At 42.5% G+C, this 14,924-nt stretch carries 15 protein-coding genes; 8 read left to right on the top strand and 7 right to left on the bottom strand.

The genetic code is table 11. The annotated features are described in order from the left end of the window. Positions 1 to 305 precede the first annotated feature (305 nt). The 3 genes from meaB (at position 306) to BLQ81_RS03665 (ending at position 3,269) form a co-directional block, all read left to right on the top strand. Positions 306 to 1,295 (top strand): methylmalonyl Co-A mutase-associated GTPase MeaB, encoded by a 990-nt coding sequence (gene meaB, locus BLQ81_RS03675; protein WP_092728590.1) that lies wholly within the window; start codon positions 306 to 308, stop codon positions 1,293 to 1,295. A 5-nt stretch (positions 1,296 to 1,300) separates the two neighbouring features. Continuing rightward, positions 1,301 to 2,053, top strand: a complete 753-nt coding sequence (locus tag BLQ81_RS03670) for a PdaC/SigV domain-containing protein (protein ID WP_092728589.1) — start codon at positions 1,301 to 1,303, stop codon at positions 2,051 to 2,053. Positions 2,054 to 2,171: 118 nt separating this feature from the next. Further along, the gene (locus tag BLQ81_RS03665) at positions 2,172 to 3,269 is read left to right on the top strand and encodes an endo-1,4-beta-xylanase (protein ID WP_092728588.1); all 1,098 of its coding nucleotides are present in this window, start codon (positions 2,172 to 2,174) and stop codon (positions 3,267 to 3,269) included. Positions 3,270 to 3,276: 7 nt separating this feature from the next. Here BLQ81_RS03665 and BLQ81_RS03660 read toward each other — a convergent pair whose 3' ends face one another. From BLQ81_RS03660 to BLQ81_RS03645, 4 genes are all read right to left on the bottom strand, one after another. Next, positions 3,277 to 3,561: a hypothetical protein gene (locus tag BLQ81_RS03660; RefSeq protein WP_092728587.1), complete on the bottom strand. Its 285-nt coding sequence runs from the start codon at positions 3,559 to 3,561 to the stop codon at positions 3,277 to 3,279. Between the two features lie 226 nt (positions 3,562 to 3,787). Next, positions 3,788 to 4,702 (bottom strand): alpha/beta hydrolase, encoded by a 915-nt coding sequence (locus tag BLQ81_RS03655; RefSeq protein WP_092728586.1) that lies wholly within the window; start codon positions 4,700 to 4,702, stop codon positions 3,788 to 3,790. Further along, a complete protein-coding gene (locus BLQ81_RS03650) occupies positions 4,699 to 5,046 on the bottom strand; it encodes an MmcQ/YjbR family DNA-binding protein (RefSeq protein ID WP_092728585.1) in 348 nt (115 codons plus the stop codon). The genes BLQ81_RS03655 and BLQ81_RS03650 overlap by 4 nt, the downstream gene beginning before the upstream one ends. Positions 5,047 to 6,065: 1,019 nt before the next feature. Further along, on the bottom strand, positions 6,066 to 7,355 hold the full coding sequence (locus BLQ81_RS03645) for a M20/M25/M40 family metallo-hydrolase (protein WP_092728584.1): 1,290 nt from the start codon (positions 7,353 to 7,355) through the stop codon (positions 6,066 to 6,068). 457 nt (positions 7,356 to 7,812) lie between these two features. On the opposite strand from BLQ81_RS03645, the gene BLQ81_RS03640 reads away from it, so the two are divergent. The 4 genes from BLQ81_RS03640 (at position 7,813) to BLQ81_RS03625 (ending at position 11,222) form a co-directional block, all read left to right on the top strand. Continuing rightward, positions 7,813 to 8,541, top strand: a complete 729-nt coding sequence (locus tag BLQ81_RS03640) for a class I SAM-dependent methyltransferase (protein ID WP_092728583.1) — start codon at positions 7,813 to 7,815, stop codon at positions 8,539 to 8,541. A 267-nt stretch (positions 8,542 to 8,808) separates the two neighbouring features. Beyond that, positions 8,809 to 9,384 carry a YceI family protein gene (locus BLQ81_RS03635; RefSeq protein ID WP_245693159.1) on the top strand — a complete coding sequence of 192 codons (576 nt, stop codon included), beginning with the start codon at positions 8,809 to 8,811 and terminating at the stop codon, positions 9,382 to 9,384. A gap of 11 nt (positions 9,385 to 9,395) precedes the next feature. Further along, positions 9,396 to 10,685: a hypothetical protein gene (locus tag BLQ81_RS03630; protein WP_092728582.1), complete on the top strand. Its 1,290-nt coding sequence runs from the start codon at positions 9,396 to 9,398 to the stop codon at positions 10,683 to 10,685. A 12-nt stretch (positions 10,686 to 10,697) separates the two neighbouring features. After that, on the top strand, positions 10,698 to 11,222 hold the full coding sequence (locus BLQ81_RS03625) for a hypothetical protein (protein WP_092728581.1): 525 nt from the start codon (positions 10,698 to 10,700) through the stop codon (positions 11,220 to 11,222). Positions 11,223 to 11,341: 119 nt separating this feature from the next. Here BLQ81_RS03625 and BLQ81_RS03620 read toward each other — a convergent pair whose 3' ends face one another. Further along, positions 11,342 to 12,412, bottom strand: coding sequence for an alkaline phosphatase (locus BLQ81_RS03620; RefSeq protein WP_217636641.1), 1,071 nt, complete (start codon positions 12,410 to 12,412; stop codon positions 11,342 to 11,344). Between the two features lie 636 nt (positions 12,413 to 13,048). Here BLQ81_RS03620 and BLQ81_RS03615 point away from each other — a divergent pair. Beyond that, positions 13,049 to 13,885, top strand: a complete 837-nt coding sequence (locus BLQ81_RS03615) for an alpha/beta fold hydrolase (protein WP_092728580.1) — start codon at positions 13,049 to 13,051, stop codon at positions 13,883 to 13,885. A 68-nt stretch (positions 13,886 to 13,953) separates the two neighbouring features. On the opposite strand, the gene BLQ81_RS03610 is transcribed toward BLQ81_RS03615, so the two are convergent. Together BLQ81_RS03610 and BLQ81_RS03605 are read right to left on the bottom strand one after the other, a co-directional pair. After that, positions 13,954 to 14,472, bottom strand: a complete 519-nt coding sequence (locus tag BLQ81_RS03610; RefSeq protein ID WP_245693158.1) for a heme-binding domain-containing protein — start codon at positions 14,470 to 14,472, stop codon at positions 13,954 to 13,956. Beyond that, positions 14,442 to 14,834 (bottom strand): heme-binding domain-containing protein, encoded by a 393-nt coding sequence (locus BLQ81_RS03605; RefSeq protein ID WP_092728579.1) that lies wholly within the window; start codon positions 14,832 to 14,834, stop codon positions 14,442 to 14,444. Before BLQ81_RS03605 ends, BLQ81_RS03610 begins: the two co-directional genes overlap by 31 nt. Positions 14,835 to 14,924 lie beyond the last annotated feature (90 nt).

The raw sequence follows: 14,924 nt of genomic DNA, 5'->3' as shown, positions 1-14,924 counted from the left end.
ATGCAGTGTTTGGAAATACTTCAGGCTGATCCAAAACATATCGGATCATCTAATCAATGCTTTGAAAAGCCATAAAGAGTTGATAACCTTACTCGATCAACTCAAAGAATTTGCTCCTAAAATTTTATACCTCGAAAGGAAAACTAGCCTTAAATGAAATACTTACAACCTTAACCTGACGGCTATGGCCTGGGGCAGACAGGCATGACCAGTACGTCACACACTGGGATGATTATAATTCATGCGAAGATTCCCTGTCCGACTACAGGCGGGCATCTGACCACTGAAAAACAAATTATAAACAGATGAAAAAGCGACTTGAATTAATAGATTTTCAGAAGGGAATTATTTCGGGTAACCGGGCGATTCTGAGTCAGGCGATCACCTTGGTGGAAAGCACGCTTGATTCTGACCAGGAATTGGCCTCCCAGCTTGTCCAATCCTTAATTACACATTCGGGTAAGTCCATCCGAATCGGGATTACGGGTGTGCCCGGAGTCGGGAAAAGCACCTTTATTGAAGCGTTTGGAAAGATGCTTCTGGATCTGGGCAAAAAAGTGGCTGTACTTGCCATTGACCCGAGTAGTCAGCTGACCAAGGGAAGTATTTTGGGTGACAAAACGCGGATGGAAAATCTGGCAGCTGACAAGCGCGCCTTCATCAGACCCAGCCCATCCGGCACTACATTGGGCGGGGTCAGCGGTAAGACCCGCGAAGCGATGTTGCTCTGTGAGGCTGCCGGCTTTGATGTGATCCTGGTGGAGACGGTAGGAGTGGGGCAAAGCGAAACTGCGGTGAAAAATATGGTGGATTTTTTTCTGCTTCTCATGTTGGCGGGGGCAGGAGATGAGCTTCAAGGGATCAAAAAAGGCATCATGGAAATGGCAGATGCCCTGCTCATTCATAAAGCGGATGGAGAGAATATCGAACCTGCAAAAAAAGCAAAAGTCAACTATCAAAACGCCTTACACTTGCTTCCCAATGCTGAAAAAAACTGGAATCCCAAAGTTCTACTTGCATCCTCAACCACAGGATTAGGGCTGGAAAAGGCCTGGGAATTAATTTCCCAATACAAGGATGCAATGACAGAAAATGGGTTTTGGGAGACCAACAGAGCCACACAGCGGATTAATTGGTTGGATTATCAAGTTCAGTTTCTGTTGGGGCAGGCATTTAATCGAGATCCTGTAATTCTTAAGATTCTAGAAGCGGAAAAACCAAAAGTCCGGTCTGGAGCTCTGAATCCAGGAACCTTGGCAAAGTCCTTGATTCAGATTTTCCTTTCAAAAAAATAAAACCAATGAAGATTCTTTCCTTTGCGATACTGGTAGTGACGATTTCCTGCGCCCAAAAATCCGGAGTCGAAGAAAGCGTCGTCGATCCGACACTTTCATTTAGGACTGAAACAGTCGTAAGGGAATCCTGCGTTGGAGAAAATTGCGCCAAACTCAGACTCTCTTGGCCGGTTGCCTCAGGGCCGGCAGCGGCTGGCAAGATCAATCAATATATCCGGGATCAGATGAGCTTATTCGTACAAACGGGCGAAGATGCAGCGCTTTTGGACACCATGATAGTGGCGTACTTCAGATCGTTTGATGAGTTTAAAAGTGAATTTCCGGACTCCTTTGGAGGATGGGAAATCGAAGTCGAGGCAAAGGTTTCTTACCAGTCTGACAAGACCTTAAGTATTTATTTTTCTCAGTTCAGCTACCTGGGTGGTGCTCATCCCAACAGTGCTGTATCTTTTTTAAACATTGACCCAAAGTCCGGCGAGGCCTTAAGTCTCGATCAGTTGGTTTTGGATGAAAATAGCCTGTTGAAGCTTTCAGAACAGAAGTTTAGAGCATACCATGAAGTGGAAGAAGGGCTGAGCTTATCGGAGGATGGGCGGTTTTTTCTGCCTGAGACCGGGTTTTTCCTGGCTAATGCGATAGGCTTCAAGGAAGGGAAGTTTTGGGTGATCTATATTCCCTATGAAATCGGGCCGTATGTGATGGGTTCCACAGAATTGGATTTTTCCAAAGAGGAACTTTCAGGTGTGGTGAGATGGTGAGTTGGTTTTGGGGTCCTTAAAAATTATAAATCATCCGAAATCCTTCTAAATCCAATCGATTTCGGAATTAATCAATCCGCTTTCTTCTATTTAATCTCGAAAGCGACTAAGTTAGAGTATGCGAAAATTGACTGTCCTTATCCTGCTTTTACCACTTCTGCTGGCTTGTCAAAAGCCCGAATTAGAAAGTTTGAAAAATCGATTTCAGGAGGATTTTTTTATAGGAGCAGCGGTAAATCTGGCTCAAGTCACAGGAAGGGAAGTGGGGGCAGATTCGCTTTTAGAACTTCATTTTAGCTCCATTACATCAGAAAATGGGTTAAAATGGGGCCCGGTACATCCCAAAGAAGGCGAATACAATTTTGAATTTGGGGATGCCTATGTTGCAATGGGAGAGAAAATGGGTGCATTCACCATTGGGCACACCTTAGTTTGGCATCAGCAGACTCCTGCATGGGTTTTTCAAAACGGAGAAGGACAGTTTCTTAATCAAATGGATTTGATCCGGCGGATGGAAGATCATATTGCGACCGTAGTGGGTAGGTATAAGGGAAAAATTGACGGTTGGGATGTGGTGAATGAAGCTTTTGAAGACGATGGAAGCTGGCGTAAGACGCACTGGTATAACATTACCGGGACGGAATTCATCAAGGCTGCTTTTCGTAAGGCAAATGAAATCGATCCGGATGTGGAGTTGTATTACAACGATTACAATGTTTGGAAACCCGAAAAGCGAAAAGCGATTCTAGCCTTGGCAAAAGAGCTCCGTGCCGAAGGGATTCGGATTGACGGGATTGGGATGCAAGGGCACTATCGCTTGAATTCACCGTCGTTGGACCAAATCGAACAAGCAATTGTTGAGATTCATGATGCCGGATTTCAGGTGATGTTCACGGAACTTGATGTGGATGTTTTGCCACGACCCAGCGACAGTGAAGGCGCTGATCTGAATATCAACTTTGCCGAGTCTCCGGAGTGGAATCCGTATGCCGATAGTCTCCCTCAGGCTGTAGCACAGGAATTGGCAGCTCGATACGTCTCACTTTTTCAGTTGTTCCGCAAGCATTCGGATAAGATCAGCCGGGTGACTTTCTGGGGACTCCACGATGGTCGAAGCTGGCTAAATAACTGGCCTGTCAGAGGACGGACGAACTATGCCTTGATTTTTGATCGGGAAATGAAATTGAAAGCAGGATTTCTTGAAGGAATTGAATAAACCTGATTTAATGGCTTGATCGAATAGTGTTTTTTTCACTTCGCTCGACGAAAGTTATCGGGACAAATTCATCAGTTGGAGATCCTATGTAATAGACCATCCATTTTGGGTCATGCTTGGCTAATAGCTCAGCGATGCAATCTGCGCGGTGACCTTGGGGGTTTTTGCAATCATCCCAATAGAATAGCTCGACTTTATAGTGAAGGGACTGCTTTTGATTGTTGACTGTGACCTCAATCTGGATGTCTTGTTTTCCCTTCTCACGAGGGATGGGTATAGCGATGTAACTCATAATTGTGTGGATTTATGCGATGACAAATCCACAGTTACTATGCCAATGAAAATCTATAAATGCACTTAAAAACAGACATTTTAAATATAAGTTCACTCAATTAGCCGAACAAAATTGTACGAAAAAGAACAAATAAAGAATTCTTTGTTAAATTCAGTATAATAGAATTTCACTTAGAGAGAAACTCCGTCAATTCAAATCTAAGGGTGAGTAATAATTTGATCTTTTATTCCCACTTTTCCAGCTCGCCGATTTTTTCCTTTAAATAAAGCATGCTCAAAGGGAGTGTTTCCAGGCCATGGCCAGCTTGATATACCTGAATGTCTTTTAGATTTGAAATCAACGCTTTAGCATTGGAAATGGACTTTTCTACCGGAAAAAGCAAATCATGATCTCCTAAAATCAAATAAATGGCTGATTTCGCATGTCTTAGTTCCTCGTTCATAAAATAAGGCTTTTGGGTTTTGTCCCGGTACCGAGTCAGGGCAAAAACCTCGTAACCCACAAGTAGGTCCCAGGCTTTCGGTGAAAGAAAGTGATTCGGTTTGTGAAAAATGGCCTTTTCAAGAAATTGCTCCACATTTTTCCGCTTTGGACTGAAAATTGGCAGAAGGTTGTAATAGAGATTCTTTAGTGAAAGTGAAAATGGCTGCAAACATCCAGGATTATAGAGAATGGCAACTTTGATTTTTTCAGGATTGGTGATGCTGAGTTTCATGCAAATTGATCCTCCAAAAGAGGCTCCCGCCACGTAGCTGGACTTGAGATCCAACTTATCCATTATTTCCGCTGCCCAATGTCCGTAATCCAAGGATTTGATGTCCGGTGTATCGCCATCGCTGAGATTTGGAAGGCCGTTGGTTTCAACCAGGTAAATTCGAAAGCGGTCGAGGAGATGATCCAGATTTCGATCAAAGTCCCAAATCAAAGCTGTTGTTCGTGCCCCGGGAAAAATCACCAAAGGTTCTAGGGCCTTATCAGAAGTCTGTAATCCGTAGATCATCGTCTTTCCCAAACCGGTTTCTACCTCGATTTTTTCATAAGTTCGGGCATTGATTTCTTCGAGTTGGTCTACCCAATTTTCGAACCATTGCCGGTCTTCGGTGGGGGATTTGAAGGCAGAGGAGAATTTAATTTTCATTGTTGAAAAGGGTGGGGTTTGGAATTGGGTTTTAGGTTTTCGGGAGCAGTTTGGGTGAAGGCGGCTGTGATTAAATCCCTGATTATTTCCTCCTCCATCTCTCCGATTTTGGCTAGGGTCCAACCCTTTTTCCCCCACTTATTCGGAACCGGGAAAACCAGTTTGGAATCGAAAAGTGAAAAGAGATCCTGGTCTTTTTCGGAGAGTTTCAGACAGGCCAATTGAGTCTTGAAATCGAAAGTTGCGAAGATCTTTTTGCGGACCCGAAAGGAGGTCTTATCGAAGTGTGGCGCTTCCAATGTTTCTGGAAATGAAAGGGCGAAGGAGCGAAAAAAATCAAGCATAGATTCCGGTGATTATTTTTGAAACTAGTCATAATTAATGAAATCAACCAGCTTAAGTTGCGAGGATCAAGAATTCTGAAATTATTCATTTTTGAGGACATTCTCATTTATCCGCAGGAAGAATGTAACCTGTGTATAGGATGTTTTTGGAGGAGATTTGGATCGGAAATTAAAATTTAGACTCATCTAAAAATACAACTTTATTAGCTGGTATTTGAAGAGAATGGTTTTCCTTAGGAAAGAGACTGCAAGTGCAGTAATTCGGGTAAATTTTACAGAACAAAATAATATTCTGCTTTTTGAAACTTCAAAAAATCTGCATCTAATCAGTGAAGAGATGCAAATCAAAATATTTAAAATCAGTTGATTATAAGTTTGATTAATTTGAAGAAAAAGGAAAATTCAGGACTTGACTTAAGCGGTTTTTGGGTGAAAAGTGAATTTCCAAAAGTATAAACAGAATCTCGATTCAACGTTAAACAAAACTTAAAAAATGATCTTTAACCGCAATTAAATTATCAATAATCGTACCTCAATTTTTGACATTGACTTTGTGGGGTTCATGTAGTTTGTGCTGAAACTAGTAATAGGTGCTTTGCGAAAGAAGAACCTTAAATATCAACCCAAAATCGGGTAGGAAGCAGGGATATCATCCCACCCAGACTTCAATTTTTTGCTGGTGATGAATTTGGACTTTTCTCAAAGTATCTCCTTTTTAGTTTAAAAAAATCAAATCGAAATCACTCCAAAAAGGCAAGGGGCGAAAGCTTTGGAAGGCTTTCCCTGTGGATGATAATTTGATTTATTTTGTGTTTTTTGGAACCAGGCTTTTCCAACGAAGCGAAGCAAATAAAAGGTGAAATTGGTTGCTTTATAAATCTAAAATCAACTCATCTAACTCGGTAATTTTGGAACGAATTGGAGTGTGGAATGGAGGTTCTAAATCATCAGGATAAAAGCATGAACTGCACCTCAATCTGTCGGTCGAATGCCCAGCTTTTCCAGATCTCTGAACTGGCTTATTTGATGAACCCTGCTTCGGAAATCAAGGTCAATAAAGCAAGTTTGATGGCATCCGTTCCCTTGTCATCCAGCCACCATTCATCGAGTGAGTGAGCTTTGTCGCTCTTCCCGCCCCAACCCAAAGTCACTGCGGGAATGCCTTTTGAAATTGGCCAATTTGCATTGCCCGACATAATAAATAAGGTAGGCTTAATACCGAAAGATTGAATTGATGCCGTCGAACGTTGAACGAGGGAAGTTTCGGTAGAAGTTACTCCTGAAGGCCTAAATCCGATTTGATCGATTTTCACGGTTAGTGCTGGGCTAGTCTTTCGGTTGCTGTTGTATTCTTCCAGTCCCTTTTGCATTGAAGCATTGAAAATTGAGTCCATTTTCTTGAGGCTTTCATCGTCTTCCGAACGCATGTTTACCTCCATCCAGGATTCGAATGGAATTGAATTGACCGAAGTTCCTCCTCCGATTTTGCCAACATTGAAACTGGTTTTTGTCTTGGCAACAACAGAAAATTGAGCAGCATTATCAGAAAAGTAATTGATCATTTTCCCAAGAGCATGATGGGGATTTACCAAACCAAAATCACCCCATGAATGTCCACCCGGTCCTAGGACGGTTACTTTATATCGGATAGATCCAGTTCCTTGTTTTGAGATTCCACCCGTTCCGTCGGAGTCAATGGATATCCAGGAATCTATCTTTACCTCGTTATTTTCAAATAAATACTTTACCCCTCTTAGGTCTCCGTTTCCTTCCTCACCCATGGTAGCCACAAACAGAATATCGTCATTGGTTTGGATTTGGGATTTTTCCTTGGCTCTTAATACCGTGAGGAGAACCATCAGACCTCTTGTATTGTCTCCGATGCCTGGAGCGAAAAGCGTGTCCCCCCTCTGCTTGACTGTGACATCTGTTCCTTCCGGAAAAACCGTGTCCAAATGTCCGTCGATTGCCACAAGTCGATTTCCCACTTTTCCTTTTCTTAATGCCAGGACATTTCCAATGCTGTCAATCCAGACTTTCACACCGCCGACATCCTCCAACATTTGCTTGTACTTAATTCCTCTCACACTTTCCATGAAAGGTGGAGCAGGGATTTCAGTGAGCGTGATTAATTCTCCAATTGTCTGGGGATTCAACCGATCAATTTCTGCAAAAGCAGCTTTAATCGCGCTATTTCCTGAAATTTTAGAGATCTCTGTTCTGTATTTTTCCTCCGCACTTTCCTTCTGCGCTTGGGCGAAGGAAATCCGAATTACAAGAAAACAGGCTGCAAACAGAATGAATTTCATGTGTTTATAATTTGTTTTTTAGCTGTCACATGGAATGCCCTTTATAATCATTCCCCTGTGTGATCCCGTACCTACGGGATCATGGGCATTTCATGTGTTTATAATTTGTTTTTTAGCTGTCACATGGAATGCCCTTTATAATCATTCCCCTGTGTGATCCCGTACCTACGGGATCATGGGCATTTCATGAGTTTATAATTGTTTTTTTTTGGCCACATGCCCGCCTGTAGTCGGACAGGGAATCTTCGCATGGATAATAATCATCCCAGTGTGTGACGTTTTCGTCATGCCTGTCTGCCTCAGGCAGGCTCAATTTCATGGTAAATTTGATTTAGGGCTTGATGGGTCAGCCTATTCCGGATTTGGTTTTTAAAGCTAAAGATTTATCAGGTTTTTTTGATGGGAGGCTTTTTTTAAACACCGCACAAGTAAATTGGTTAAATCAAAAAATACAACCATGAAGCAATACCCAATTTATAGTCTAATGATTGTGAGTTTTTTGCTTAGCTTTTCCTGCCAAGGTCAAAGCAAGCAGAATTCTACTGATTCTCCCTATTCTTCCAAAAAGGCCAGTTACGATGGCATAGGCAAGGTATATATGGGAAGGGAAATATCATTCGTAATGGGCTTCGAAGGTAGAGGCTGGTTAGAGCGTCAAAGCCGTGAACAGGAGGAAAGCGTGTCTCTGGCAATCGCGAATCTTCCTGTAACAGCCGAAAGCGTAGTGGCCGATTTGGGTGCTGGTTCTGGCTATTACACATTTAGAATTGCACAAAAAGTCCCGGATGGAAAAGTCTATGCCGTGGAAATACAGGATGAAGCTATTCAATACCTCGAAAACCGGAGCAAGGAACTGGGTTTCGAAAATGTTACTCCCGTAAAAGGTTCCGAAACTTCTCCCAATCTGCCTGAGAATGGACTGGACTTGGTGATTATGGTAGATGTTTACCATGAACTTGAATATCCTGTTGAAATGTTGGCTGCAATTCGGAAATCATTAAAACCGGACGGGAAAATTCTTTTGATCGAATACCGAGGGGAAGATCCAGCAGTGGCAATCAAACCGCTTCACAAAATGACGGTCAAGCAAGTAGAAAAAGAGTTGGAAGCCAATGGTTTTAAACTGGTTAAAAATGGCCAATTCATGAAAATCCAACATTTTTTGATTTTTGAAAAAAGAAATTAGGTATTAAGTTTTTTTAGCCTCGTTAAATCCTCTTATGTAGTTAAATTAAAGTTTTGTGGGTTTGGTGAAATAAAGAATAAAATTTCTTTAATGTTTTTAATTTAGAATAAAAGGTTGTTTTTATATATAAAAATAAATTATTCGGTATAAAATTTTAAATCATATTTTTTTTTGAGCCGTAGTAAATCATAGCTTTTGCTGATTTTGGTCATCTTTTATACGGGGTATATTGTGGACTTTTGTCTCATCAAATTACTCCAAATGATGATGAAACTAACGAAACTTTCCCCATTTTACCTGCTGGCCTTCCTGCTTTTACTGGTTTCGGTTGACAGTGTTGCACAGACTAAATATGTGATGTCTGGCACTCCCATGTTCAAGGTGGATGGTGGATCATCTCTGCACGATTGGTCTATGACCTCCCAAACAGGAGTGGGTGAAGGGTCCTTTGTGATGGCAGACGGCAAACTTAAAACTGTAAGAGCTCTGACGGTCAATTTTGTCGCAGAAACATTAAAGAGCGGTACTAAAGGACTCGATACCAATGCTTACAAGGCACTCAACACCAGTAAAAACAAAGAAATCAGATTTGATCTCAAAGAATTTTCAAGTAGCGGTACATCCTACCTTGCCAAAGGCGACCTCACGATTGCCGGAGTAACCAGGGCAGTAAGTTTTCCGGTAAAGCTGACTACATCAGGAAGCAAACTGACTTTTGAGGGAAGCTTTGATACAAAACTGACCACCTTCTCGGTGACTCCCCCCACTGCCCTTTTGGGTACAGTCAAAACCCACGATGACATAAAAATTTCTTTCAAGTCTACATTCCAACCAATCCTCTAACCCCAAAAATTATGAAAAATTATCTATTATCCGCAATTCTTGCTGCGGGAATCTCTGCCACAGGTTTGGCACAGGGATTACAGCGTGACGTTCAATATTGGAGACCTTATGACCAAAGAGGCATCAATGTCTTTGAGACAGGCAAAGCCGATACCGTGGCTTTCGAGGGGATTAAGGTCAGAGTGGGTGGCCACTTTACACAACAACTCCAAAACCTGAGTCACAAAAACTCTTCCTCACCAGTACTTAATTCCAGTGGCGTAAACCTCAACAAGCTGGTGGAGATCGGCTCAGGAAGCAACTTGGCTACAGCTAATCTTAACATTGATGTAGAAGTAATGGATGGTGTTCGATTGAATCTGATCACATACCTTTCTTCCAGACACCATCAGGATACATGGGTTAAGGGCGGTTACCTGCAATTTGATAAACTCCCTTTTCTGGGCAATCCAGAGTGGTTTTCTAAGTACCTCACCCTACGGGTAGGGCACATGGAGATCAACTATGGCGATGCGCACTACCGAAGAACTGATAACGGTAACGCGATGTACAATCCCTTTGTAGGGAACTACATCATGGATGCATTCACTACAGAGGTCGGCGGTGATTTGACTTTCCAAAAGAATGGAATCATTCTGGTGGCGGGAGTAACCGGCGGCGAAATCCAAGGTGGAATTACCAGACCTGATGACCGTGAATTATCCTGGATCGGTAAAGTGGGATATGACAAGCAACTTTCTGACGATTTGAGAGTAAGATTGACTGGCTCAGTTTACACGACTTCAGGCTCTGCAAGAAATACGCTGTACGGAGGTGACCGTGCTGGGTCTAGATACTACCTTGTGATGGAAAATACGCTGGCCACCACCAATGGTAACTTCACTTCTGGCCGAATCAACCCAGGTCAAACTGATAACATCACTGCGACCGTGCTCAATCCATTTATCAAATTCAAGGGCTTGGAATTCTTCGGGAACTTTGAGCAATCCAAAGGAAAAGCTGCCAATGAGACAGTGGATCGTACTTGGAATCAAGTGGGTGCAGATCTGGTCTACCGTTTTGGATCCAATGAGAAATTCTACCTGGCCGGACGATACAATAAAGTAGACGGTAAATTAGCGGGTAGTGGCCTCGATGTCTCCATTGACCGCACACAGCTAGGTGGAGGTTGGTTTATCTCTAAAAACATTTTGGCCAAGCTCGAATATGTGACTCAGAATTACAGCGGATTTGCTGCAAATGATATCCGAAATGGCGGTAAATTCAACGGATTGATGATTGAAGGAGTCATAGGTTTCTAAATCAACAAAATTATGCAAGTCCTCATCCTAATGATCTTTCTCTTCTTCTCAGCTTTGGCACAGGACAGAAGCGAACTGATCATCACCGACCAAAGAATACAGGTAAGCGGATACACCACCTTAGGTAAGTTCAACTGTGATTTCTCTCGGATGGGTATGAAGGATACGCTGAAATTAAATTCCACAGGGGATCTCAGAAAATTGGAGTTTATTATTCCCGTAAAAAGCTTCTCCTGTGGAAATTTCCTCCTCAACAATGACTTTCGGGCTACCCTGAAGGAAAAGGAATATCCAAATGCTTTGGTAACTGTCTCCAATTTTCGACAGAAATCAGGCAAGGTTTATTGTACCATGGTCCTAGACTTGGTGGGGCAAAAGCTGGAGTTCCCGGATATCATTCTTGAAAAAAATAAGGAAGGCCTCAGTGCCAACTTGATTCTCAATTTTGACATGCTCAAGTTAAGTCCACCCAGCAAATTTGGAGGACTGGTCAAGGTAGAAAATCAACTGGACTTGGAGCTTCACCTTGGAATGTAAACTCAAAAGCCTCGTTTTCGAAAAACGAGGCTTTTTTACTTTTTAAACTTTACCTGGGAGCTGGATTCTCCTTGTGAGTGATTTGATAATTTTTCCCTCGAGAAATAGCATCAAAGCGATTACTTGAACCGGAATGCATTCATCATCTTATGGAAAATCTCATTGTTTTCATAAAATCCCGCAAATTTCTCAGAACCCGGACCATAGGCAAAAACAGGAATCATCACCCCGGTATGACTGCCCGTGGTGAATTTTCCCTCAACCATGCCAGTTTTGGTATCTCCCTTGTTGATGGAGAATCCCCCCGTCTCATGATCTGCGGTGATGATGACCAGCGTGTTGCCGTCTTTTTTCGCAAACTCCAAAACCTTACCGATGGCATTGTCAAAGTCGATCATTTCGTCCACAATGTATTTGGTGTTGTTGGCATGTCCGCCCCAGTCGATTTGAGAGCCTTCGATCATTAGAAACATCCCTTTTTTATTCGTTTTCAGGAGATTCAGCGCCACTTCGGTTGATTTTACCAATTCGTCTCCCCGTCCTTCGGAAAATTTGGTCTGCTGCTCTTCGGCAAGGAAAGCTGCCAATTTTCCTGATTTGATCTGCTGCACCTCTTCGATTGTATTGGCGATTTGATAGCTTCTGTTTTTCAGGGAATCAACCAGATTTAAACCATCGCTTCGATTTGCGAAAAACTTCCTGCCTCCTCCGATAAACACTTCGATATCGGTATTGAGGAAATCCAAGGCGATATTTTCATCCAGAGAGCGGGAAGCTTGGTGGGAGATAAAGCTTGCCGGGGTTGCATGCGTGATCGAACAGGTGGCTACCAAGCCTGTAGCAAGTCCATTTTGTTCTGCAATTTCGAGGATCGTCGGAACGGCTTCACCGTTGGCGTCAACTCCGATTGCACCGTTATACGTTTTTACACCGCAGGAAAAAGCCGTGGCACCGGCTGCAGAGTCAGTTACAAAGGCGTTTGAAGCTTGATTTTTGTGAAAACCGATGACTGGAAACTGTTCGAGATGAAGACTGCCGAAGTTGCCAACCATTCCGGCGTAAATCTGGGAGACGCCCATGCCGTCACCGATCATCAGGATGATGTTTTTTGGGTGTTTGGTTTTTTTTTGTGCCCAGACAGGGCTAAACCAGATTAAAAGACAGAGGACTATTAGTGATTTTTTTATCATGTGATTAGCTGGGTTAAATTATTAGCGAAAAGCTAAAATAGGAGAGATTGCCCGGTTTATAGATTAGCTGCTCCAATTCTTAATCTAAATTTCACTTCAAAGTGGCAGTTTGTACCCCATTTTCGGTAATGATCTTTTCACCGGTATTTTTTATTCAAAAGGATTTAGACAAAAAATCGAGAACATTAATTTCTAGCCTAATAATCAATTATGTATGTCCGCTTTCTTGCCAGAAGCAAAATAAAATAAGGTTTGAAGTTCCAAAAAACGAGCTGTGGACTGTTGACAGTCGTCTGTGGACGATTATCCGCAACTTTATATAGCCTAATCTTTCTTACTGGCAGGATTGCGGATAATCAAATAATCAATTCATCAGTTCACAATGTATCATCCGGAAAGTAAGTTTTCTAAATCCTTGTAAAACTGTATTTCAGGGTAATGGAAACGATTTTTTAAGATTGGGCAGCAGCGTCCCTCATTTTGGATTTTGCTTTTTCCAAGTATTTGCCCGGTGAAAAGGAGCTTTCGTTTTTTTTTTTCAAAATGAATAAGTCAATTCAATATTTGCCAAATGCTTTGCTGGCTTGATTACTGCAATTTGAAAATCATGTACTTGATAATCAAAACCAATTAGTCATGAACACTGCAAGCAAAGGATACAACTTGATTGTGCCAGTCAATACCATCAATATTTCCTATGATGACCTGGGGGAAGGAAGCGTTCCGATCATTTTTTTGCATGGCTTTCCCTTCGATAAGTCGATGTGGAAAGTGCAGCTTGAGTATTTTTCCTCATCGCAACGTGTAATTGCAGTTGACATCAGAGGTTTTGGGAAATCCACTGATGAAGAGTCTGCATTAAGCATTGATCTTTTTGGTAATGATCTGATCCATTTTATGGATGCTTTAGGTTTTGAAAAAGCAATAGTCTGTGGGCTATCTATGGGAGGATATATTGCGCTCAATGCGCATGGACGATTTGCCAATCGATTTGAAGCATTGATTCTGTGCGACACCCAATGCATCAATGATTCCAATGAAGTCACTGCCAAACGCCTAGAGGCAATCACCAAAGTGGAGGCAGAAGGGCCCGGAGAATTTAATGAAGGCTTTGTGAAGAAGGTTTTTCACCCGGATTCTTTGAAGGAAAAGAAGGAATTGTTAGAAGAATTAAAAGCGGTCGTTTCTGCCAATTCACAGCATATTATCGCAGAGGGATTGAGAGTGCTGTCCGGCCGCTCAGAAACCTGCTCAACGCTGGCTGATATTTCTGTCCCTACACTTATTATCTGCGGCAGAGAAGATGAAGTGACTCCCCTTGCTCAGTCAGAATCCATGCAGGAAGCCATTAAGGGTGCCGAATTGCAGGTTATCGAAAAAGCAGGGCATGTATCAAATCTTGAGCAGCCCGAAGTATTCAACGGCTTTTTACAGGATTTTCTTTCCAGAATTTCCTTGGATAGAACCGGATGATGGATGAGTGAAAAAGTCGCTGAATTCAGAATTTAATGGGGGTGGAAAACAAGCCCCGAAGGTTTGATTTACCCTTCTTCAGGTCCTGATTCCTCATCTTCTTCCACCACAATATCCATTGCATCCTCAGCCCACTGCACAATCAGTTGGCGCTGGGCATCGGAGAGTTTGGCTGATGTGTGAATGGCCGTGTAAATGGGCATAGGCATTTCGCCTTCCCTCACTTCTATGGAAATATCGTCCAGCTTTTTCAGCTTTTCCACCATGTCGTAATCTTGCCATACAGAGAAATTGAGTTCCTTTCGGGCATCCTTCACGTCTTTTGCAACCAGCCACGAAAAGGGAGCTACATAAGAATACCAGGGAAATTTGGTCTCGTTGCTATGGCAATCGTAGCAGGAGGTTCTCAACAATCCTGCTACTTCGATACTTACGATTCCACTTTCGATCAGATCTCCAGGATTGTTGATTTCCGTGGAAGGCAGTTCGCCTGGGACTAATTGAATGACTAAAGCAATCAAAACAATCCCTGACAAAAGGTATTGCCAGCCCTTCATCAATTTGATTTCTTTTTGCCCGCGCTCCATTCCAGCAGGGTTGCCAATTCCGCTTCGGTAAGTTTTCCCTCCGGTTTATTTTCCAGGAATTTAGCGGGGGGCATTTCGCCTGCTTCCAAGGCTTCGGCTATTTTGCCTTTTGTCGCCATTTGCTTTGCCTTTTTAGAAGCTTCGAAGGCATCCCAATCCAGTTTGGCTTTGCCTTTTTCATTTTTAGACTCAGCATTGTGGCAGCCGTAGCATTTTTGGTCGACAATCGCCTTGATATTGGCCGGCATGTCCGGGGAAAAAGCAAGGTGAGAAGAGGTAGCCTTGTCCTCTGGTTTGGTGGTTCCCTGAAAGAATAAGAGGCCGAGAAGTGCGGCCATCGGAAGGAAGGTTAATTTTTTCATAGTGAGTGAGTTGTGGGATATATCTGGAATTTCAAAAAGTTTTTAGAAAAGATCAATTTTTCCAAAAAAAATCAATTGAAAATAGGGTTG

Source organism: Algoriphagus alkaliphilus (assembly GCF_900103735.1).
GTDB lineage: Bacteria > Bacteroidota > Bacteroidia > Cytophagales > Cyclobacteriaceae > Algoriphagus > Algoriphagus alkaliphilus.
The sequence above is the reverse complement of the archived record's forward strand: the minus strand, read 5'-3'. Positions and strand labels throughout refer to the sequence as shown.